Source organism: Lactiplantibacillus sp. C232, assembly GCF_023806725.1.
GTDB classification, from domain to species: Bacteria; Bacillota; Bacilli; order Lactobacillales; family Lactobacillaceae; genus Lactiplantibacillus; species Lactiplantibacillus plantarum.
On record NZ_JAMSKZ010000025.1, the window covers coordinates 1 to 22,284 of the forward strand.

The following is a 22,284-nucleotide window of genomic DNA, read 5'->3' on the forward strand; positions in this document are numbered from 1 at the left end:
CTAAAATTTATTTGCTAGCGAATTGACTTCGCAAATGTTTTGCTCTTGATTCAAAATCAAGAGACCCTACACATTTGATTCGTCGAAACTTTGTTCAGTTTTCAAAGATCTAATTCCGTGTGTTAATCGCTTAACACAACTTAATCATTATAACATCTTAATCAATATCTTGTCAACAACTTTTTTTAAGAAGTAACTTGATTAATTTGTCATAGTTGCCGTTGCGACAACAGAAACTATCTTACCAATTACTGAAGAAATTGTCAACAACTAATTTCAATAATTATTTGGTGGTGAGATGCATCTGCCGTAGCAGCAACGTTTACTAATATACCAATTGAAGTAAAAAGTGTCAACACTTTTTCTGAATTTCTTTTTATTAATAGTCAAACCAGCTTTCTTTCTCTATACTATTTAATTAAAGGAGCGACTAAATTATGCTAGCTTGGCTACCATTCTTTTTGATTTCATTAATGTTTATTGTTCTACTATACGCTTGTGCGCGATCAGCGCGCACAAATATCCAGCGTTTTAAGCAACTCAGTTTAATTGCCTTTCTCTGGGTCTTAACTGCTTTTTGCTATACACCTACCAGTTACAATTTTGGTACCCAACTCGTTATTCAATATATTCAATGGGGACCCGTTAAGCTGAACGTGATTCCTTTCCAACAACTTGACATTGAATTTTGGCTCAACGTTCTCCTCACTGTTCCATTGGGCGGTTTACTGGCATGGAATTTTCCCGACTTGCCTTGGCGTCGTTTTATTTGGTTGGGATTTCTTACGGGGCTAACACTCGAGCTGGGACAATTCATCCTTGACTGGTTGGTTAACCTCAAACGTTGGGTTGATATCGATGATGTCATCACAAATTGGGCTGGTGTCATTATCGGTGCCGCTGGTTATAAAATTGCACGTCATGTTCCCGGACTTCGCTGGTTGCAAAAATAACGTATATATAGAAGCAAAAAGCAAAACAACGTTTGTTTAGCACCCACAAGTGCCAAACACTTCAGCGCTCTAGCTGTTATGAAATCGTAATTAAATAAGCGTCGCAGCCACTTAAGGTTGCGACGCTTATTTAATTTAACTACTAACTATTAATGAAGCTGCCATCATCAGGATTCAAAAAACAGATCGAATACTCGCTTACGATCTTGGTTCCAGACTTGATTGTCACTAGTTGGATAAACTCGATTTGTTAACACAACCAGCCCAATTTGACGATCCAAATCAAAAGCAACTGCCGGGCCAGTAAAACCAGTATGGAAATATTGATGTCGTCCCGCACGTCGTTCCCAACCTAACGTCCGGCCATTTTCGTCATACTCGCCTAACCAGTCAAAGACATTTTCATCCAGCACCCGTTTGCCTTGATATTCACCAAAGTTTAACATCATTTCAATAAATACGGATAAATCCGTCAGCGTTGAGAACAAGCCTGCGTGACCACTCTCACCATTCAACAAAAAGGCTTTATAATCATGCACCTGTCCTTGAATCTGACCCCGCCGCGGATCAAACTCCGTCGGCACAAACCGAATCTTCGGACGATTTAAGTTATAACCCGTATTGGTCATCGCTAGTGGATAGCAAACGTGGTCTTGAATACTCCGAGCCAATGAGCCGTCAACCGCACGAATAATCCATCCCAATAAAATAAATCCCAGGTCTGAATAGACATACGTTGTCCCTGGCGCCGTGACGAGTGGCGCATCATAAACCGCTTTGATCAGATCTTCACGTTGCATCTTATCCAGGTTATCAATATCTGCCGGTAACCCACTATTATGAAGTAACAAGTTTTTAATCGTTATTTCAGGATGAGTGAACCCAGGTAAAAACCGGGCAACCGAGTCCGTTAAATGAATCGTGTGGTCCGATAACAACTGAAAAATCCTCGTCGTGGTCCCTACAACCTTAGTTACCGATGCTAGGTCATAAATCATCGCAGGATCTAAGCCCACGGCAAACTCATCGCGGCCCTGCTTACCATGATAGTATTGATTGATACCTTTAGGGGTGATCAAGCTAAACGACGCCCCATAAATGTCGCCAGCTTCAATACAACTGTCAATATATTGTTCAATTTTTTCGAGCATCCGCATTACGCCCACCTTTCACTACATTCACTAGTTTCTGCTTATCTTCTTTATGATAACGAACTTCCTCATAAAATCAACGGCAAACGCTTTTAACACCCTCCACACCTCGTTGCACTTTTTATTAATTAACTAGTTAAACACTTGTTACATTATGGACAATATTCCACTTATATATCAAAACAAGTCTTGTTTTTAGCCGTTTTCTAAATATAATTAAGTGAATTACCAATGCCTATCTAGCTATGTAAGTACTGTTATATCAACGTTAATAGTCAACTTTTCAATAATAGATTGCAAAAAAATAACCCAAACGTGAAATAAATCACCTGAAAGCGGTTACAAATCCAGCAAAAAATGTTATGATTCAAATATAGAATTTTATCAATCATTTGATTGGATTCAAATTATGGAGGCGAGAAAATGATTACATCAGAAAAGACAACAAAACCAGCAGCTTGGAAAGGTTTCAAAGGCGGGCACTGGCAGGAAGAAATCAACATTCGTGATTTTATTCAAAATAACTTCACACAGTACAATGGCGACGAAAGCTTCCTGGCCGGACCAACAGCCGCTACTAAGACCTTGAATGACAAAGTCTTAGAATTAAAGAAACAAGAACGTGCCGCTGGTGGTGTGTTGGATGCTGATACTAAAGTCGTTGCAACGATTACTTCACACGGCCCTGGTTATATTCAAAAAGATCTCGAAAAGATTGTTGGTCTCCAGACTGACAAGCCTTTGAAGCGGGCCTTCATGCCATTTGGTGGTATTCGAATGGCTGATGACGCTTTGAAATCATACGGTTATACCCCTGATGAAGAAAACGACAAGATTTTCACTGAATATCGCAAGACTCATAACCAAGGCGTCTTCGATGTTTATACTCCTGACATGCGGAAAGCACGTCACTACAAGATCATCACCGGACTACCAGATGCATACGCACGTGGCCGTCTCATTCCTGATCTTCCACGGGTCGCTGTTTATGGGATCGATCGTTTAATGGAAGACAAAGCTAATGACTTTGCCCACATTGGTGATGGTGAATTGACTGATGATGTTATTCGCCTCCGTGAAGAAGTTCAAGATCAATACCGTGCTTTAGCAGATATGAAGAAGATGGCTGCCAGTTATGGCTACGATATTAGCAAGCCTGCAACTAATGCTCAAGAAGCTATTCAATGGATGTACTTCGCTTACTTAGCTGCTATCAAGACCCAAAACGGCGCTGCAATGTCCGTTGGCCGGATTGATACAACGATGGACATCTTCATCCAACGTGACTTGGACAATGGTGTTCTGGACGAAAGCCAAGCTCAAGAATTAATTGATCAATTCGTCATGAAACTACGGATGGTTCGGTTCATCCGTACTGAAGAATACAATTCTCTCTTCTCTGGTGACCCAATCTGGGCAACCTTATCAATGTGTGGTTTAGGCGTCGACGGTCAACACCATGTGACTAAGACCGCTTTCCGGATTTTAAAGACTTTGGACAACATGGGCGCCGCACCAGAACCAAACATCACGATTTTATGGTCAGACCGCTTACCAGAAGACTTCAAACGTTACGCAACTGAAGTTTCAATCGACAGTTCAACCATTCAGTATGAAAATGATGACTTGATGCGGGTACAATGGGGTACCGATTATTATGGCATTGCTTGCTGTGTTTCCGCACAACCAATTGCTGATGGAATCCAGTACTTCGGTGCCCGGGCAAACTTAGCCAAAGCGATTCTTTATGCCATCAATGGTGGCCGCGACGAAATTGCTGGAGATCAAGTTGGCCCTGCTTACGAACCAATTACTTCAGAATACATCGATTACGACGAATTCATGAAGAAATTAGACAAGCAAATGGATTGGTTAGCTGACACTTACGTGAACTCACTGAATGCAATTCATTATATGCATGATAAGTACTACTATGAAGCTGCCCAATTAGCTTTGAAGAATACTGATCTTGATCGGACCTTTGCAACTGGGATTTCTGGCTTATCACATGCCGCGGATTCAATCTCAGCTATCAAGTATGGTCACGTTAAAGTAATTCGTGACGAACGTGGTATCGCCGTTGACTTCAAAGCCGACAATGACTACCCACGTTATGGGAACAATGACGATCGCGCTGATGACATTGCTAAATGGTTAGTCAAAGAATTATACAGCAAGATGAACACGCATCACCTCTATCGGAATGCCAAACTTTCAACTTCTGTTTTGACGATTACCTCCAACGTTGTTTATGGTAAGAACACTGGTACCACACCAAATGGCCGTCAAAAAGGCGAACCATTCTCACCAGGTGCTAACCCTGCATACGGTGCTGAAAAGAGTGGTGCATTAGCTTCACTTCTTTCAACTGCCAAATTACCATACCGTTACGCAACTGACGGGATTTCCAACACGTTCGGCGTTACCCCTAACACGTTAGGCCATGACCTCGAATCACGGAAAGACACGTTAGTAAACATGTTAGACGGTTACATGAAGAACGATGGGATGCACTTGAACATCAACGTCTTCAATAAAGACACTTTGATTGATGCTCAGAAACACCCTGAAGAATACCCAACATTAACGGTTCGGGTTTCTGGCTACTGTGTCTACTTCGCAGATTTAACCAAGGAACAACAAGATGACGTTATTTCACGGACATTCTTCGAATCAATGTAACATTTAATCTTTAATAGTTAAGAAGGCGAAAGGCTCATGGAAAACAAACAAGTTTCAACAACGCAAGAGGCGGCAAAAGAGCCTTTGATAGGCTACGTTCACTCCATCGAAACGTTTGGCTCCGTTGACGGACCAGGTATCCGTTACGTGGCATTCCTTCAAGGATGCCACATGCGTTGCCAATACTGTCACAACCCTGATACTTGGAAACTCAACGTTGGCGATCAAATGACGGCCGACGAGATTCTCGAAGACGCGGCTAAATACCGGGCTTTCTGGGGCAAGACGGGTGGCATCACAGTCAGTGGTGGTGAATCACTGGTACAAATCGACTTCATCTTAGACTTATTCGAAAAAGCCAAGGCGATGAATATCAGTACTTGTCTGGATACCTCTGGACAGCCTTTTACCCGAGAACAACCTTTCTTTGACAAGTTCGAACGTCTAATGAAGGTCACGGACATTTCGTTGGTCGACATTAAGCACATCGATTCTGCCAAACACAAGCAGTTGACCCAGTATGGGAACGAAAATATCTTGGATATGATTCAGTACATGGCCCAACACCACGATGATATGTGGATTCGTCACGTCCTGGTTCCCCAACGGACTGATTACGATGAAGACTTGAAGAAACTCGGCGATTACATTGCTAAGATTCCAAACGACGTCGTTCAAAAAGTCGAAGTATTGCCGTACCATACTTTGGGCGTTAAAAAATATCATGAAATGAAGATCAAGTACCGGCTTGAAGGAATCGAGTCTCCAACCCAAGATCGGGTGGCAAATGCCGAAAAGCTACTGCACACTGCTGATTACAACGGGTACAAGACATGGATGCCATTGCCAAAACTTTAAATCGGCATTTCTAGCATGACTAAAACACCAGCGTTACAATCGTCTACGGATGGTTGTGTCACTGGTGTTTTTTTGCTGGCTCGACGCATGCACGTATTGCTGGCCGGAATTAGTACAGTGGCACGCAAAAAAGGCGCCGCGAGCAAACCAGCAACGTCTTTCCTTAATCATGCCCTATCCAATGACCGTCAGCCCTTGGACTGGCTGCGAACAGGCCGGCCACTAACTATGAATGCCTAGTTCCATTCGAGCTTCGCGGGACATCATACTTTCGTTCCAAGCAGGTTCCCACACAATCTCAATCTCGATATTGTTAACTTCTGGTAATTTGATCAGTTCATCGTGAATGTCCTTAGCCAACCATTCGGTCAAAGGACAGCCCGCAATGGTCAACGTCATGGTAATTTCAGCGGTTCCTTCCGCCGTCAATTGTGCATCATAGATCAACCCTAAGTTAACTAGATCAATTCCTAATTCAGGGTCAATGACATGTCCTAGCGCCTCGAAGGCCCGGTCTTTAAACGTTGTTGTCATCGTATCTCGTCCTTCCATACCAGCTTGAATTCACTGATTAATCACGCCAACGTTTCGCGGTATAAGTGCCACCACACTTGATACACGTCATCGTTATATAAAGCGCTTTCTTGTCTACTTCTATTGTACCGTATGTCAGCCCATATTCAATCAATTATTAGCGCTAATTAGCCGACTTTTCAAACGATCGGTCAATCAGCAAATCATGCGACTATTTCTCGAAAAAATTTACTATAATCCCCGATATAGCAGCGTTTTGAGTCACTATTGATTTTTATTGCGAATTCGCGGTTGTTTTTGTTGTAAGCGTTTGCGGTTTATGCTATTATACTAAGTGAGGAAAGGAATTAATCCTCGATTAGCAAAGCTTCTCAAAAGAGTTTGGCTGTCGCTGTAATGTTAGACAGCTAGTATCACAGTTTGGGTCGTTATCGAAACCGTTTTAAGCGCCGTGAAGCGTTATCGGTCTAGCGAGTGTCGTGAGATTTACGTTGGATGACTGAACGTTGACCCTTAGATAAACGATAACCGCAAAGAATTAATTGGCATTAGAATGACGAACAGATTTTAACTAAGTTTTAGTTGGAAACAGGTGTCTCCGATGACCAGTTGTTAGTTCCACATTACCAGTTCCATTTGTAGACTCAGGTATTACAAAGTTTAAACGGAGGTGCATGTCTGTTACGAAGACATTCCCAAGTTTTAAACGCGAGTTTGACTTTCGTTAAAACCCGTCTAACGAGTCGCAATCAAGTAACAACCTTACTTTAGATCGACTATAGCAGATAGTTACAATAAATACGGGTTAGTCCGTTAGAAGTTGGACACGCGTAAAATTGAATAGCATGAAGGTGTATCATATTAACACTGAACAATTTTTCATTGCTAATCAGGATTATTCCTCATAAGTAGAACTCAAGCAGAGAAGCCTTGGGTTCTATTTTTTTGCTCTAAAATCAGATTTACCAACAGTCGGCACCAGACGTAACCGTTTACATCCTCTTACGAAAACCGTATACTGAATTTAAATCAAGTTGCACATTGAGGAGGACTTTAGTTTTGAAAACGATTAATTTAGGTCACAGCAATATTCAAGCTTCCAGCGTGGCACTTGGCATCATGCGCATGGACGCTTTGGACGTCGCCCAAGCCACCAAGGTTATCGATACCGCTGCTGATTTAGGCATCAATTACGTTGATTCAGCTGATATCTACGGTGGTGGTCAATCATCGACCATCTTCGGTCAAGCACTCAAGCAGGCTCACGTATCGCGTGATCAGCTCTATATTCAGTCAAAAGGCGGCATTGTTCCTGGCAAGCGTTACGACTTTTCCAAACAGCACATACTGGCAGCCGTGGATGGCGAGCTTCAACGCTTAGGTGTTGATTATCTCGACACCTTCCTCCTCCATCGACCGGACGCCCTGATGGAACCCGAAGAAGTTGCTGCCGCTTTTGACAAGTTGCAAACTAGCGGCAAGGTGCGCCACTTTGGCGTCTCTAACTTCAATCCCATGCAAGTTGACATGCTTCAAGCGGCACTAAACCAACGGCTCATCATCAACCAACTCCAATTTGGTATCATGCATACCGGTGCGATCGACTTTGGCTTGCACACGAACATGCAGGACGAACGTAGTCTTAACCACGACGGCGAGATGATCGAATACTCACGGCTCCATAAGATGACGATTCAAGCTTGGTCGCCTTATCAATACGGTAACTTCGCGGGTATCTTCTTAGACAATCCGAAGTTTCCAGAACTTAATAATGCCATGCAAGCACTCGCCGATGAGAAACAGGTCACTAAATCAGCTATTGCGACCGCATGGATTCTCCGGCACCCAGCCCACTTCCAAGTCATCCTTGGTACGATGAATCCGGAACATCTAGCTCAAAATGCTGCTGGAGCAGACGTTACGCTTTCTCGGCAAGAATGGTACGACATTTACTTTGCAGCTGGCAACGATTTACCTTAATCACGATCGACCTAACAGAATTGACGATTAGTTTTTACAATCAAAACGACGACCCCAAATCAGGATTGATTTTCAGGTCGTCGTTTTTTAGACGTTTCACTAACATTTTTGATGTACTCACCACATCTACGCGTATACTTAATCTTACCAAGACTCAGGAGGCGAGCGAATGACATCCACTTGCACGATCTGTGAACGAATCAAACTAATTCAGGCACATCAGAATCCTTATTTCGTTTACGAACTCACAACGGGCTACGTGGTCCTTGCTGATAGCCAGTACTTTGAAGGCTACACGCTCTTTTTAGCCAAACATCACGTTACCGAATTACATCATTTACCGGCACACGAGAAGTTACGATAACTTGAAGAGATGAGTATCGTCCAGGAAGCTTGTGCGCAGGCCTTTCATGCAGACAAAATGAACATTGAACTACTCGGGAATGGTGATGCGCATGTTCATTGGCACTTATTTCCTCGCCATAACGGTGATACGCCCAACCCCGGTCCCGTCTGGTGGACACCGCTGGAAACAATTTATGGTGATGATGTCAGTCTAGACATTCCCCGTTTAAGCCGGTTGAAGCGCACGCTCAGCGTAGCAATTGAGGCCACGCTTAATGCTCGGGAAGCAGAATTGCAGGCTTTAGAGGCACTCACAAGGCCTGCTAGCCACAGAATTGACAGCAATTAGACCAAATCAGGACCCAGACCCGCTTAGATCTTGGTGGCTACACCCCAATTCTTAATCGCAATCCGTCACCGTATTTCAAATTGCCAAAATCCACCTATTTATCCGGCCGACTATCATACGCTCGCTTAGATTTATAGCCAGCTCGAAAAACCGTCTTCATAACTTCAATGTGCCGTTCCTTAGTTGCTTGTGCCTTAGTTCCAAAAATAAAGCGGGCCCATTCGCGCTGATAACCAGGTGTCAAAGCCACAAAGAACGTTTGCAATTCAGCATCAACCGCTAACAATTCGGTTACCGCCGGAATATTTTTTTCAAATGAACTGAGGGGTGCTGTACTCATAATCAAACCTCCGATTAGTTTTACTTAAATTTACTGTAAGAAAGGGAAAATCCCTAATTTTCAGGTTTTTATATTTCGAATTTTCATAAAATTGCGCTATCATTATAGTATAAGTATTATTATTTGACTACTATAATTAACCATACTGCTATTCACCAAGGGGAGCCCTGCTATGCCAAAATTTGATATCACCCTCATCAGTCCCGAACGCGCTAAAGCGATGTTGACTGAATATAAAGAACAACGTAAGAACTCTGTCCCACATCTGGCCCATCCTGGCCGCTATATCTTGCCGGATTACAAATTAACTCGTCGCCGGGCCGCATTCAAAATTGTTAAACATACCTTTTTAACGCCCCACTACAAGTCTTACGTTGCCATGGACTCTGACAACGGCCACACACTCTGGTTTCATAATTTCGGTTCCCTAACCGAAGCTTTATTCTGGTTAGAAACCGGCCTTAAAATCAGCGATACCGACTCCCATTCTAACTACAAGGAATGGATGGCTAAGCACACTACGGAAATCGAAACCTTCAAAGACTTGCTGCGCGAGCAGAAGCATAAACAAGGGCCCAAGACTAAGAAAAAAGCCAAGTAGCCCGTTTTGACACCTAGATTCAGATAAGCAGCAGTACGCTCATTAGCGTGCTGCTGCTTTTATTTACGATCAACTGTGCCATTCATTACTGACTAGACCAACCTAAAAGTGGCTATCCAAAAACGACTGCAGCTTGCGTGCAATCACGCGATGACCGGCATTGTTCGGATGCAAAGTATCCACCGAATAAATGGCCGCTTGAGCGGGAATCGCAAATGTCATTCCCGCATCACGGTACAAGCTCAAATGTGGGACGCCATAGTCTGCAGTCATCTGGGCAATCGCTGCTTCATAATCTGACTGACGATACCCGAGACCATTAGTCACCGCACTAAAACTGCCCCCAAAATCAGAGCCAATATGAATTGCTGAAATAAATAACTTCGGCACGGTCGGCCAATTCGTCTGTAATCCCGTCAGTAACATCATTAACGCGCCATAAAATGTCGTCATATCGCAATCACCGTATTGCCCTAACGGCTGATCCCGACCATAGTCATTGACGCCCCCAAAGACAGCAATAAAATCAGCATCTTCAGGAATAGCTTGATAGCGCATCGCCATCGCATCGTAGCGACTCCCAATCGTTGAACCAGAGATTCCCAAATTATCGCTCCGCTCGACATCCCAATCAGCCGCCAAAATATCATGATAATGCACCGTCGCCAACCCATTATTCGCCGTAATCGAATCTCCCAACCACGCCGGCCGCTTAAAACTAACATGCCCATTACTAATCGCCATAGCCAATCCTCCCTTTACTATCATCGCTATCATTCTAATCCATCCCACCTGAATTATGGTAGAAAGATGCCTTTTAGGGTTGGTTTTCTGTTCGTCAGCCGGTGAGCGTCCTATTCCGACCTCCGGGGCTGGGTGACAATTGCTGGAACGCAGCCGACATCGATTTGAGCTAACGCATAACCCGCGTCATCTCAAATACGAGTCTTATTCTAAGCCGGAAGGAAATCACTTCCGACTAAGAATAATTTGGCTACTGAGCATTGTCACCCAGCCCCTCCAGTCTCAAGCCACGGGTTGAAGCCGAGCATTGTCTAGCCAACGGATTAATGCGGTTTGGGCATTTGTCCGTTGGCATAGCAAGCACAGACTTTAGTGGCACCGAACACGTTTCGGTAAGCCGCTCGAATGGCTGATGAACGGCCACTTAACTCGGCACAATTGGTCGTTGGCTATTTTGATACCGGAACTTTAAACGAGACGTTAGGGTTACCCTAACCACTTTGTTGAGGTGTTCTATTATTACTATAGTAATTCCGAAATAGCGAGCTATCCCAATATCTTTTCGACCTAACAGTTGATTAATAAAATTACTGTTTATGGAGAACAATGACAAATTCATCAAAAGTTGGGTATATCTTCGTCCACCATTCGAATACTGTCCCGAATGGAAGGCGTTTCGGCCAATGCTCAGCGGTGAAATTCCACTTAGCAAGCGTCCTTGGCTTGGTTAGTAGAAGACCAGTATTTAAGACGTGGTCTTCGACTTAAATCTGTGTCCACCGCGTTCCAGCAATTGGCAGAAATGCCTGGAGAGCGGCGTAGGACGAACGAACTAAGCAGGTTTACGCTAACCGGAACTGTTTCCAGCGGGCCTAAGCTGGTGGCTGTTGACTTTAAATAAAGGCATCTTTCTACCATTATTTCAAACAGGTGGGCCAATCTTAAAAGGCTCGTATTATGGAAATCCATAATACGAGCCTAGTTTAATTGATATATTTAGTTCAACTGAGTAGCGCTAATCGGCTTCCGTTTCACGTTTCCGTGCAGTACGCCGTTCGCGTGCGTAGTCAGTTTTAGTTGTGATTTCAACGTCACGTGCTAGCCGTTTCCGGCGTGCTAATTCAGCTGCTTTGGCATTGGCTTTCGCAGCTTCCTTGACTGGATCAGTCGTTAAGTCGTGATGGATCGAGTACAGTAAGACGAGCGCGACAATCGTTAATGGGAAGCCAGACATCGCACAGATGGACTGAATCGATTCAAAGCCACCGACCGTGACAAGCCCCAATGAGAAGACTAGGAAGATAACGACCCAGCTCATCCGATTGAAACGACTTGGTTGTTCCCCCGCGGCCAACTTTTTACTAGTAAATGACGAGGTAATGAAGGCAAATGAAGATACCGTCGTTGCTAAGAAAATAAAGCAAGATAGGCAGTACAAAGCCAGCATAATCATCTTCAATGGTAAGGTCGACAATACTGCTGCAATCACAGCGGCTTGTCCTTGCGTATTTAAGATATGAACTAAGTTAACGATGCCCATCCGTTGCAAGTATAAGGCATAACCACCCAAGATGGCGTAGAAACTGACACAACCTAATGAGCCCCATAGCAACATACCACCGAGTACCTGACGAATCGTCCGGCCCCGAGAAATCCGGGCAATGAATAAGCCCATGACTGGCATAAAGGATAACCACCAGCCCCAGTAGAAGATCGTCTGCCGTTGCATGGCCGTTGCGTGACCATTTGGTGCAGTATTCGTGCTCAACGTAATAAACTTATTGACAAACAAGCCAATACTATTAGTTTCTGAGTTTAAAATATACAAAGTTGGGCCAACAATTAAAACAACGATTAAGAAGCCAATCGCTAACCAAACATGGGCAGCACTTAGTCGACCGATCCCCTTCTTCAAGCCATTGAAAACAGCCATGGCGAAGATTACGAATAATAAGGCAAATAACCCTAACTTTAAAGTCATCGTATCGGCAATCCCGGTAACGGCACTCAAAACTTTTGAAATGACAGGGATTTCCATCCCGACTGAAGTACCAACACCACCCATAATCCCAATAATAACGAGAAAATCAATCGTGTTCCGGGCAATTTGCTTACCCTTACCAGGACCTTGTAGTACTGAAATTGCGGCACTGAGCCGCTGAACCTTGATGTGTTTAACATACATTGCATAGGCAATTGCAATCGTGGCTGGCGCAAACATCATCCACGCCATTGGTCCCCAATTAAATTGTCCCAGCATGTGCGCATAATTATATGCAGAAGTTGAAAACGGCTTGACGCCGAATGAAGGGCTTTGGAGGTACCGTAACGGGTCAACCATGCTCAACATTAAAATGCTGGCATCGATCCCGGTCGCGTAAACCATACTGCCCCAGTGATACGTTGAAAATTCTGGTTTGTCATCAGGATCACCAAGTTTGGTTTTCCCTAACTTACTAAACCCTAAGTAAATGAAAAAGATAAAAGTGATCACATATACCGACATATAAAGCCAGCTCATGTTATTTGTGAGCCAGTTCAAGATGCCACTTAAACTCGTCTCCAGCGAATGGCCCCCCATTAATAAAACAACGGAAGCCGCCGCAAAGAGCCCAATTGTTGGTAAATAGACCCACCAATCAATATTCTTACTTTTTAAAATAATAAACCTGCTACTGAGCATATACTCTCTATATTTAGATCAAATTCGTGGTTCTTCCTACCAGCAATGGTAGTCCCCACGCGTAAATTTCCGACTAGCAATCGGTACACCCCTCCGAGTTAATCCTCGGAGCACTCAGCACCCTGACTGTATCAGGTTTGACCGGCATTGTCATCCGCATTCTGTTTGTGCTAACTCAAAATCAGTAGCAGAATTTCCTTCTTTCCGTTGGTTGAATCCGGACAACGCCATACTGACAAATGATTTTTAATTGCTTAATCGACGTTGGTGTTCATCTTGTTTAGCTAGTGTTTCTATTACCATCGTGCCTTTAGCACACGACCGTCGTCACACCACGTAACGATTAATGGTTACACTGCTCTTGCTAATAGATAACCCCCTTGAATCACCAGATAAGCCCACCGCACAACTGTTAGATTAATTGCTTGGTGCACCAAAAAAGCGCTTAGTACCGGGTAACAAGTTACCACCTGCACAGCGCACGTTGGCTTATACAAATGCTGATTTCAGTATTTTCTGATATCTGATGTTCGTTTATAAGTATACTAGTATTAAATCAGAAGTAAAATCAACCATTTTGAGCCGTCGAGGCCTAACCCGTCAAGGATTAGACGAGTTTTACACCCATATTTTTTCTGAAACTTTTTAAAAGTTTTCGTAATAATTAGTTTTTAGTTTAGAATCATTCTTATCTGTTTCAATTAAACCGATTTCATGTTATTCTTGTAACAAGTTAAAAAACGTTATCATCTAAAAGGAGGGGAACTGCATGCGGCACTACTATAAATTAATTTTAACGGTCAGCGTCGGTATCATTGCGGTTGTTTTACAGTTTGGTTTGCACTACCAATTGGCAGCACAAATCATCATTACATTAATGGGGTCACTTATGGCCTTATCAATGTTAGTTGAGATGATCAAAACCTTACGTTCAGGTAAGTACGGGGTTGATTTATTAGCAATTACGGCGATTGTGGCAACACTAGCTGTCGGCGAATATTGGGCTAGCCTTGTCGTTCTAATTATGCTCACTGGGGGTGACTCGTTAGAAGATTATGCGGCCAAACGAGCGAATACCGAATTGAAAGCCTTGCTCGATAATTCACCACGTATTGCCCACCGCTCAGTCGCCGGCCAATTAACAGATATTGCCGTTGAAGATGTCCAAATTGGTGATCAGCTAGTCGTCAAACCTGGTGAGCTAGTTCCAGTAGACGGTCACCTTATTCAAGGAACGGCACTCTTTGATGAATCTTCATTGACGGGTGAATCTAAACCAGTCGACAAGCACGTTGGCGATGACATTATGTCTGGTGCGGTCAACGGCGATAGTGCCGTTACAATGGTTGTTGATAAATTAGCCATTGATAGTCAATACCAACAGTTAGTCAAATTGGTTAAAGAATCCGAATCACGACCAGCCAAATTCGTACGGCTGGCCGATCGCTATGCAGTCCCATTCACCCTGGTAGCATACGTCATTGCCGGAGTAGCTTGGGCATTCAGCGGGGATCCCCACCGATTTGCAGAAGTCCTCGTAGTGGCTTCCCCTTGCCCGCTGATTCTCGCCGCACCCGTTGCACTCGTCTCAGGGATGAGCCGAACTAGTCGGAACGGAATCGTGGTCAAGACTGGGAACATGTTGGAGAAGTTATCTACGGCTAAGTCCGCCGCGTTTGATAAGACGGGGACCATTACCAGTGGTCAATTAACAGTCAACCAAATTGTTCCTCAGTCTGGTTTTACTGCCGAACAAATCTTGCACCTCGCAGCGAGCGCTGAACAAAACTCAAGTCATATCCTGGCCCGCTCACTCGTCAAGTATGCGAGTGCCACTAGCCTCAGCCCGGCAACACAATTAGCAGAAGTAACGGGTAATGGGGTCACGGCAACGATTGAGCAGCAACAGGTCAAAGTGGGCAAACTTAAATTCGTCGCACCGACTACAACCGCCAAGCCACTTGCTACCACTGCTATCTACGTCGGCATCGATGACCAGTACGCGGGTTACATCACGTTTATTGACAATGTCCGCCCCGAAGCAGCCGCCACGCTTAAAGCACTCCACGCTGAGGGCGTTCAAAACGTCATGATGCTTACTGGCGACCAACAGGCAATTGCTGATCATATTGCCGCCGATGTCGGTATCGATACCGTTGCTGCCGACCTCCTACCCGCAGATAAGATTGCCCACTTAAAGGCTGTACCAGCGGCCGAACGCCCCGTTATCATGGTTGGTGATGGTGTTAATGACGCGCCTTCCTTGGCTGTTGCTGACGTCGGCATTGCCATGGGCGCCCATGGCTCAACTGCTGCTAGTGAATCGGCCGACGTCGTCATCTTAAAAGACGATCTCAGTCGCGTGGTCACGGCGGTGCGCATTGCTAAAGATACCATGCAAGTGGCTAAACAAGCCGTTTGGATTGGGATTGCTATCTGTACAATCTTGATGTTGATTGCCAGCACTGGTATCATTCCGGCACTCTTTGGCGCTATGCTTCAAGAAGTTGTTGATACGGTCTCAATTCTTTGGGCGCTACGTGCATTACGGGATCGGCCACAATCATCAGTCTCATCAACAACCACAACTCCCATAACAAAGGATGTGAGCTAACCATGCCAGAATGGCTCTTACGATGGGCACAATCGGCACTGACTTTTGTCGTTGTTTTAACGTTCGTTTCAGTCGTTTTACTCAACGTACCACTAAAAGAAGCAATTCTCGTTGATTTTGCTTACATGCTATTAACGCTCGCCTTCGATTGGTACCGCAGTCGGCACCATGCCTCGCGCTAATTATTCAATCTAATAGTCACTAACGATGGTTTTACCAATCATTAATCAAAAAAATCGTTCCCAGATGTCTTCTTGGGAACGATTTTTTAGTTAATGCTCAATGCTTCGGTTTAGGGTGAGACCGACCACTCGCATTCAAAGCCTACTTGGCCAACATATAACTAACTTTTACGTCGTCCATAATCGTGGCAAGTGGTACCACATCATCAAGCAAAATTGAATACCAATGTTTCTTATTCATATGATAGCCCGGTAAATAATGTTGTCCATCAATCAGCATAGATAAGTCTTCTGGGCGCGCTCGCAAATCTAATACCGTCACAACATGTGTTGCGCCCGGCAACGCCAGTTTATCGGAAGTTACCGTCAATAATGCGCCATACCATTTGTGCGTGTCTGAGCGTCGCCAAACCGCGTTTTGTGGGAATTTAGGCCACAAGAACTCAAGATTGTCACCATAAACAGCTTTGACTTGCGCAATCAGCTTACGCTCCGGGGTCGATTGGAAGACGTCATTATCGTAACAATGCTGTTCGATGTTGTATAAAACATCTTGATAGGCCTGCGCTACTTGACCTACAAATTGACCATGGACTTGGGATGTCAGGTGTAAAACATATACTTCACTAGTCGTCGTATCCGTTAATATCGTGTTCAGACTGCCATCAGTGTTCAACTCGATTATCATTTCAAATTGGCCTTGCATAATTAAAGTTCGGAACTGATACTGACCATTCTGATTGGGTTCAAATCCAAACTGACTGAGTTTGCTCATATTGACCCGTTTATTCTCAAATCTAACTGTTGCCATCTGCTGCGCCTCCAACTTCATTCCCACTTATCCTGAATGTGATGTTCGACTATTGCAATCCACAAACAAGTCAACGCACTCGTTGTCGTTTGATAGCCGCTATATCATTTTATAAGTAATCACCCGTAAAGCCAATTCAATTGACCATTGCTGTGTTAGTAAGCCGACCTTTCACAACAATTACCATTGTTCCAATCAGCCAATACTTGCGCTAAAGCTCAGCTAATCTTGAAAAAACTTCACTAACTCGTTTTTATTGTTTTTTTATACCCGTCCAGCCACAATCTATGGCACAATAGTTGATAAGTACTGGCAATTGATGACCTACTTGGTTCTTTAAACCAGCATAACACAATCATTTTGGCTCGTGGTATTAACACATACATATCGTTGGTTATGACCTGACCCTGTACCAAATATCTTTTTGGTCAGCACAGAACCATGTCTGCGCTGACCAATTTACTAAATAATAACGGAGGTCCTAATTTGAAAAAATATCGCGATTATCGTACCGCCATTGCCCGAACATTGACCATGATTCAACCTACCGATGAAGGCCTCGCAAAGGGTGCCAAAGCGATTCAGGAAATCTTAAACCTGGCGCTTGATCCTGATACCATCGTAGATTCGGATAATACACGCATAGCTAGACTAGCCACTAGTAACGCACACAATGAGACCAGCGGCCACGCTACGCAAGCAAACGCGGAAGATTCATCATCATCCGTCAAAACAACTTCTGCACAATCCAATGGGCAAACAATCATGCAAGTAAAGCGCGATTTAAAGGGTTTTGATTTAGTCGACCCCAATGATCCGACCGTCACACCACGCTACCACTACGATGAAATTTTGGCCCGACAACTGGTGATTCACCACGATGATCAGGTCCTGTTAGAACAAAATTTACGGCAACATCGACAACCTTATATTGATAAAATCGTTAGTCACGCTACTACAGCGGATCCGATTACTGTCGCACCATTTTTCGTTGTTCATTATCAAGACACCGATGATACTTATCACATCGAACAAGATTATAACGGCACAACCTTATCGTCGCTCAATCCGGCAATGAACGATGTTACGTTCACTAGTCAAGAAGCGCAATATCAGCGCATCAGTAATGGTCAATTAGTCGACCTGGCTTGGTATAAGGAGCGGCCTGAGAAGGTGGTTATTCGTTACGTTCATCATAGCTCGAGTCAACCGACCTCGAATAAAGCAGCCAAACCAGCTAAAAAGGCTACTATCCACACAACCACCGTGCCAGTGACGCTGCGCACCTTAGACTTTGATCTGCACGAAAAAACAGTTGCCATCGTCATGGGCGACGTTGGTACGCGCCGAACACAGATCACGCAACTCATTGATGAGCACAACGGGCACACCTTATTGATTGATGCTTTTAAACACAGTAATAGCACCAACTTCTATTACCGGCAAATCGGTCAAGCAGACCTCGTGGTCATGATTCAGAATCAGAATAAACACGCCACTTCCAAAACACTGAATAAAGCTGTCAAGCATTACGGTATTAAAATGACGATTGCTGATGGCGGCGGGCTGCAGCAGATTGAACGAGCCGTTTACCGCGGAATCGCTGATCTTCCCGCTTATGAGAGTGGCAATCCCATTAGCTACCCCCGCATTAATGACGCTTCACAGTAGCAGCCATTTAGCCCATTAAAACCACAGTAAAAGCCCCGCAGCAGCTAACTAAAACGTTTAGCTATTGCGGGGCTTTAAACATATTTCGGCACAAGCCTTAAACTACATCGTTGTTCAGTAGCAGACACATCATAGCCTAATTTCAGTCACCGAACGATTGTACTTAAACTGTTTGGCGCTGGTTATCCTGAATCGCAACTGGAATAAAGTCAAAGGTCGCGTAATCGAATAACCCCCGTGCCGTTAACTTCAACGTTGGAATCACGGGTAATGTCAAAAACGATAGCGTAATGAACGGATCAAAGCTAAGTGGCCGCTCGCTAATGACCTCATACGCTCGTTTAAGTTCGGCCAACTGTTCAGCAACTTTTTGATAGCTCGCTGCAGACAGCAAGCCCCCAATGGCAAGCGGCATGGTCGCTAGCACTTGTTCATCGTCAACGACCGCAATTCCCCCGTTATCTTGGGTAATCTGGGCTACCGCCCGTAAAATTGCAGCATCCGACGTTCCGACCGCAACAATATTATGAGCATCATGCGCCACCGTACCAGCGATAGCTCCCTGTTTAAGTGCGAAGCCATGAACTAAGCCGACGCCCACCTTGCCCGTGTTATGATGGCGCTCGATGACAACCATTTTGAGAATATCACGTTGGCAATCCGCTTCAAAATTCTGCGTTGCATCAATCGGGAGTGTTAAGTGATCCGTCTCGATATGGTTCGGCTGCACACCAATTACATTTGCCAACCCGGTCGCTAGTGGTAATTGGAAGTCGGCTAGTTGTGCATGGTGCTGAACACGCGTTGCAGTAAACGGCAATGGTTTTGTCGTGCTTGGTAATATCCACTGTCCCCGCTTCATCGTCCGCGCAATCCTAACGTGTTCGAGATCATCTAAGACCACTAAATCTGCCAACTGCCCGGCTGACAGACTGCCTCGATCACTTAAACGATGCGCCATCGCGCCGTTGAGACTAGCCAATGTGTAGGCAAGTTCAGGACGCATCCCGCTCTGCATCGCTAGGCGCACGTTATAATCAATCGACCCTTCTGTGAGCAAGTCACTAATCGTCTTATCATCCGTACAAAAAGCAAACCGGCTAGCATTAGCTTCGGTCACTGCACCAATCGTCGGCAAAACATCGCGTTCAACCGTCCCTTCACGCAAGAAAACAGCCATACCAGCCCGCACACGATCCTGTGCTTCCGCCACTGTCATACATTCATGATCAGTATCCAGTCCCGCATTGCGCATCACATTGAGCTGGTGCGCATTCAAACCGGCAGCGTGACCATCCGCATGATAGCCATACGCATAGGCATCACTAATTTTAGCCAGGGTGTCAGTATCACCACGCGCAACGGCCCCATAGTCCATTACTTCCGCCAGTCCCCGAACCTCCGACTGTTGGTAAAGTGGGCGCAAGTCAGCAGCATGTAGCGTTGCCCCGTTATCATCAAAGGGAACACACGGTACCGATGACGGTAGCATAAAACAGACATCTAGTGGTGTTTGGCGCGCATCATCAATTAGGTACTGAATGCCAGCAATACCCGCAACATTGGCAAGTTCATGTGGATCAGTCGCAATTGTCGTGACGCCGTGCTGTAGTAAGACTTTTCCCAACTCGCTAGGTGCCACCATCGAACTCTCCATATGCACATGTGCATCGATCATGCCGGGAACGATCCACTGACCGGTCGCATCGACATGCTGGGCCGCTATGTACGGCTCGTCACGCAAGTTACTAATAATCCGGCCGTGATCGATCCACAAACTGGTGGCTTCAAATTCACGGGTATAAACGTTTAACACTTGTGCACCAGTAATCACCATTTCAACTGTCTTCGTCATCGTTATTTTCTCCTCACTAGTCAGTCTGCCTACGGAGAAAGCAAACGGGTCCACACGGCAAATTAAGCAGTGTAGACCCGTCGACTCAATTCGCTTATAGTCCAGTGTTTACGGCACTGGGTAGAAACTCGCCATCCATATCATGGCATTATATAGGCAATTAGTTGTATTGATAAATTGTTCCTTACTTTACCAGCCTTTTCAGTTACATGCAAGCCCTAATTATCATAAATGATTGGTACAATGAACTTAGAACTAGACATGAATATTCACCTAAATCAATGTCGGGTCTGCCACAAACAGCGCTGGCATTTTAAATGAACGGCATACGATTTGCGACAAGGTCCCTTACTGGTGACGCCATCTAACCAGAATGCTGATTAGGATGTTGTTCTGCGTACATTGAAACGCAACATGTTCCGATAATGGCAAGCCCGTGAATAAAACTGTTGGCCGTTAAGTCGTCTTTTATGATGATTTGCGAGCAGTCGCCTTTGATTTAAAGCGGACCCGCTACGATTAATCAACAGTCATATTTTTAAACATTCTTTTGCTGACTATAAGTTCATTTACGTTTACAATAAAGCTAAATTAATATACATAACTATTTTTTTAGGAGCTGATGATTTTGATGATGATGAATAATCCGACCATGCTCTCATACATTCGTCGGGAACAGCCAGTACTAGAGCGGTTGTTAACCAATTATCCCAAACAGATTACGGCGGCCTTGACTGCCACCCCTGATCATCCACAACACTGGTTGATCCTCGCAACTGGTTCAAGACTCAACGCCGCCAACACCGCCCGCTTATACATGCAAAAGACGGCCGCCCTCCAAGTGACCATTGCTGCGGCCGACCTCTACGTCACTTATGAGGAAGCTGATCCCAGTGTCGATGTTGTTATCGGGATTTCTCTAAAAGATGATGATCCAACCATGCAAGCGGCAATCGAAAAAGCCCACACGGCCAGTCAAGCTCATGTCATTATCGTGACTAATCAAAAATCGACTGCTCTGACCGCAATGGCCGATGCAACTTGTGACTTACTAACTGGCAAAGAATCAGTGCCCTATATTACACTAAGCTTTCAAGCCATCGTGCTCACTTTAATGTTGCTTGCCGTCCGCAGTGCTGCCCTTCAAGCACGGTTAACCGAATTAGCAATCAATCAAGAATTAGACGAGTTCAGTTTTCTGATTGAAAGCATGAATCCAACTGTTCAACGGGCGAACGACTTCTACCGTAAGTTCACTATTGATTTCACTAACGCCCCTCAATTTACAGCTATCGGTGCTAACGTCCTAGCTGGAACACTAACTGAAATGCAAGCCAAATTCACCGAAATCCTCCGGGTACCAACGCATGGTTACTCATTAGCCTCATTTACCCACGGTGGCTTTATGGGGACGCATGAAGATCACTGTCAGTTCTATCTTGAAATCAATACAGATCCAGCTGTCATGACCCAATTACAGGCCGTCAAGACGTACGAATCGCGATTAACGCCCCACATTTATACCATCAGTCTCACTGGTGACCAGCCGACCATCAATGATGATCAAACCCTCCAGCTCGAAGCCGTTGCTGATCCGTATAAAGCCCCACTACTTGCGATTATCCCGTTCCAAGTCTTAGCTTGGTTCATTGCCAAATCACGCGGGATCAATTTGAACCATCCCATGTACGCAGATTTTCAAGCGGCTACTAAACTCAAGTAAAGATTACTAAATCAACGCAAAATGAGGCTGTGACATAAGTCTCTAGAAACAAAGCAGGTCTGGAAAAATCTTCGGATTTTTCCAGACCTGCTTTTGATATAATAGAAAATAAAAAAAGAGCATCGGTCGCACCCGATACTCTACGAAATTATCCTCGAAAGGACATTCCTAATATGCAAGATTATTATAACATGAATCAAACCACTTT

The 22,284-nt window shown here is 44.6% G+C and carries 17 protein-coding genes, 1 pseudogene and 1 riboswitch; of the genes and pseudogenes, 11 read left to right on the plus strand and 7 right to left on the minus strand.

The annotated features are described in order from the left end of the window. The first annotated feature begins 437 nt into the window (after window positions 1–437). Complete coding sequence (locus MZO41_RS15805) at window positions 438–953, plus strand: VanZ family protein (protein WP_003643489.1); 516 nt, start codon at window positions 438–440, stop codon at window positions 951–953. A gap of 167 nt (window positions 954–1,120) precedes the next feature. On the opposite strand, the gene MZO41_RS15810 is transcribed toward MZO41_RS15805, so the two are convergent. Continuing rightward, complete coding sequence (locus tag MZO41_RS15810) at window positions 1,121–2,110, minus strand: serine hydrolase domain-containing protein (protein WP_003642835.1); 990 nt, start codon at window positions 2,108–2,110, stop codon at window positions 1,121–1,123. Window positions 2,111–2,527: 417 nt separating this feature from the next. Here MZO41_RS15810 and pflB point away from each other — a divergent pair, with 417 nt between their 5' ends. The 3 genes from pflB to MZO41_RS15825 are packed head-to-tail and all read left to right on the plus strand — an operon-like array spanning window position 2,528 to window position 5,884. Next, complete coding sequence (gene pflB / locus MZO41_RS15815; protein WP_003642836.1) at window positions 2,528–4,786, plus strand: formate C-acetyltransferase; 2,259 nt, start codon at window positions 2,528–2,530, stop codon at window positions 4,784–4,786. 36 nt (window positions 4,787–4,822) lie between these two features. Next, window positions 4,823–5,644, plus strand: coding sequence for a pyruvate formate-lyase-activating protein (gene pflA / locus MZO41_RS15820; protein ID WP_013355985.1), 822 nt, complete (start codon window positions 4,823–4,825; stop codon window positions 5,642–5,644). 15 nt (window positions 5,645–5,659) lie between these two features. Further along, a complete protein-coding gene (locus tag MZO41_RS15825) occupies window positions 5,660–5,884 on the plus strand; it encodes a hypothetical protein (protein WP_013355986.1) in 225 nt (74 codons plus the stop codon). Here the strand turns inward: MZO41_RS15825 and MZO41_RS15830 are convergent. Continuing rightward, the gene (locus tag MZO41_RS15830) at window positions 5,867–6,178 is read right to left on the minus strand and encodes a metal-sulfur cluster assembly factor (protein WP_003643490.1); all 312 of its coding nucleotides are present in this window, start codon (window positions 6,176–6,178) and stop codon (window positions 5,867–5,869) included. The two genes, MZO41_RS15825 and MZO41_RS15830, sit on opposite strands and share 18 nt — an antisense overlap. 1,059 nt (window positions 6,179–7,237) lie before the next feature. Between MZO41_RS15830 and MZO41_RS15835 the strand changes: the two genes are divergently transcribed. After that, window positions 7,238–8,158, plus strand: a complete 921-nt coding sequence (locus MZO41_RS15835) for an aldo/keto reductase (protein WP_013355987.1) — start codon at window positions 7,238–7,240, stop codon at window positions 8,156–8,158. A 169-nt stretch (window positions 8,159–8,327) separates the two neighbouring features. Further along, window positions 8,328–8,852, plus strand: a pseudogene (locus MZO41_RS15840) (HIT family protein). 94 nt (window positions 8,853–8,946) lie between these two features. Here the strand turns inward: MZO41_RS15840 and MZO41_RS15845 are convergent. Then, the gene (locus MZO41_RS15845) at window positions 8,947–9,192 is read right to left on the minus strand and encodes a YdeI/OmpD-associated family protein (RefSeq protein WP_003642841.1); all 246 of its coding nucleotides are present in this window, start codon (window positions 9,190–9,192) and stop codon (window positions 8,947–8,949) included. A gap of 172 nt (window positions 9,193–9,364) precedes the next feature. On the opposite strand from MZO41_RS15845, the gene MZO41_RS15850 reads away from it, so the two are divergent. Continuing rightward, window positions 9,365–9,793 (plus strand): hypothetical protein, encoded by a 429-nt coding sequence (locus MZO41_RS15850; protein WP_003642842.1) that lies wholly within the window; start codon window positions 9,365–9,367, stop codon window positions 9,791–9,793. 102 nt (window positions 9,794–9,895) lie between these two features. On the opposite strand, the gene MZO41_RS15855 is transcribed toward MZO41_RS15850, so the two are convergent. Beyond that, a complete protein-coding gene (locus tag MZO41_RS15855) occupies window positions 9,896–10,537 on the minus strand; it encodes an SGNH/GDSL hydrolase family protein (protein WP_022638781.1) in 642 nt (213 codons plus the stop codon). 1,015 nt (window positions 10,538–11,552) lie between these two features. Then, window positions 11,553–13,220 carry a BCCT family transporter gene (locus MZO41_RS15860; RefSeq protein WP_003642847.1) on the minus strand — a complete coding sequence of 556 codons (1,668 nt, stop codon included), beginning with the start codon at window positions 13,218–13,220 and terminating at the stop codon, window positions 11,553–11,555. 769 nt (window positions 13,221–13,989) lie between these two features. Here MZO41_RS15860 and MZO41_RS15865 point away from each other — a divergent pair. Beyond that, a complete protein-coding gene (locus tag MZO41_RS15865; protein WP_013355989.1) occupies window positions 13,990–15,834 on the plus strand; it encodes a heavy metal translocating P-type ATPase in 1,845 nt (614 codons plus the stop codon). Between the two features lie 2 nt (window positions 15,835–15,836). Beyond that, window positions 15,837–16,016: a hypothetical protein gene (locus MZO41_RS15870; RefSeq protein ID WP_003642849.1), complete on the plus strand. Its 180-nt coding sequence runs from the start codon at window positions 15,837–15,839 to the stop codon at window positions 16,014–16,016. Between the two features lie 142 nt (window positions 16,017–16,158). Here MZO41_RS15870 and MZO41_RS15875 read toward each other — a convergent pair whose 3' ends face one another. Beyond that, the gene (locus MZO41_RS15875) at window positions 16,159–16,827 is read right to left on the minus strand and encodes an MmcQ/YjbR family DNA-binding protein (protein ID WP_013355990.1); all 669 of its coding nucleotides are present in this window, start codon (window positions 16,825–16,827) and stop codon (window positions 16,159–16,161) included. A gap of 486 nt (window positions 16,828–17,313) precedes the next feature. Here MZO41_RS15875 and MZO41_RS15880 point away from each other — a divergent pair, with 486 nt between their 5' ends. Continuing rightward, window positions 17,314–18,498, plus strand: coding sequence for a DUF2325 domain-containing protein (locus MZO41_RS15880; RefSeq protein WP_022638778.1), 1,185 nt, complete (start codon window positions 17,314–17,316; stop codon window positions 18,496–18,498). Window positions 18,499–18,661: 163 nt separating this feature from the next. Here the strand turns inward: MZO41_RS15880 and ade are convergent, their stop codons facing one another. Next, window positions 18,662–20,353 carry an adenine deaminase gene (gene ade / locus MZO41_RS15885; RefSeq protein ID WP_013355992.1) on the minus strand — a complete coding sequence of 564 codons (1,692 nt, stop codon included), beginning with the start codon at window positions 20,351–20,353 and terminating at the stop codon, window positions 18,662–18,664. 77 nt (window positions 20,354–20,430) lie between these two features. Then, a riboswitch (purine riboswitch) is annotated at window positions 20,431–20,529 on the minus strand. 446 nt (window positions 20,530–20,975) lie between these two features. Between ade and MZO41_RS15890 the strand changes: the two genes are divergently transcribed. Continuing rightward, a complete protein-coding gene (locus MZO41_RS15890) occupies window positions 20,976–22,076 on the plus strand; it encodes an SIS domain-containing protein (RefSeq protein ID WP_015379490.1) in 1,101 nt (366 codons plus the stop codon). Window positions 22,077–22,284 lie beyond the last annotated feature (208 nt).

Excerpts from the sequence above, each read along its gene's own strand:
- MZO41_RS15805 (WP_003643489.1), top strand. The coding sequence starts at position 438 with ATGCTAGCTTGGCTACCATTCTTTTTGATTTCATTAATGTTTATTGTT.
- MZO41_RS15810 (WP_003642835.1), bottom strand. The coding sequence starts at position 2,110 with ATGCGGATGCTCGAAAAAATTGAACAATATATTGACAGTTGTATTGAA.
- pflB (WP_003642836.1), top strand. The coding sequence starts at position 2,528 with ATGATTACATCAGAAAAGACAACAAAACCAGCAGCTTGGAAAGGTTTC.
- pflA (WP_013355985.1), top strand. The coding sequence starts at position 4,823 with ATGGAAAACAAACAAGTTTCAACAACGCAAGAGGCGGCAAAAGAGCCT.
- MZO41_RS15825 (WP_013355986.1), top strand. The coding sequence starts at position 5,660 with ATGACTAAAACACCAGCGTTACAATCGTCTACGGATGGTTGTGTCACT.
- MZO41_RS15830 (WP_003643490.1), bottom strand. The coding sequence starts at position 6,178 with ATGACAACAACGTTTAAAGACCGGGCCTTCGAGGCGCTAGGACATGTC.
- MZO41_RS15845 (WP_003642841.1), bottom strand. The coding sequence starts at position 9,192 with ATGAGTACAGCACCCCTCAGTTCATTTGAAAAAAATATTCCGGCGGTA.
- MZO41_RS15850 (WP_003642842.1), top strand. The coding sequence starts at position 9,365 with ATGCCAAAATTTGATATCACCCTCATCAGTCCCGAACGCGCTAAAGCG.
- MZO41_RS15855 (WP_022638781.1), bottom strand. The coding sequence starts at position 10,537 with ATGGCGATTAGTAATGGGCATGTTAGTTTTAAGCGGCCGGCGTGGTTG.
- MZO41_RS15860 (WP_003642847.1), bottom strand. The coding sequence starts at position 13,220 with ATGCTCAGTAGCAGGTTTATTATTTTAAAAAGTAAGAATATTGATTGG.
- MZO41_RS15865 (WP_013355989.1), top strand. The coding sequence starts at position 13,990 with ATGCGGCACTACTATAAATTAATTTTAACGGTCAGCGTCGGTATCATT.
- MZO41_RS15870 (WP_003642849.1), top strand. The coding sequence starts at position 15,837 with ATGCCAGAATGGCTCTTACGATGGGCACAATCGGCACTGACTTTTGTC.
- MZO41_RS15875 (WP_013355990.1), bottom strand. The coding sequence starts at position 16,827 with ATGGCAACAGTTAGATTTGAGAATAAACGGGTCAATATGAGCAAACTC.
- ade (WP_013355992.1), bottom strand. The coding sequence starts at position 20,353 with ATGACGAAGACAGTTGAAATGGTGATTACTGGTGCACAAGTGTTAAAC.
- MZO41_RS15890 (WP_015379490.1), top strand. The coding sequence starts at position 20,976 with ATGATTTTGATGATGATGAATAATCCGACCATGCTCTCATACATTCGT.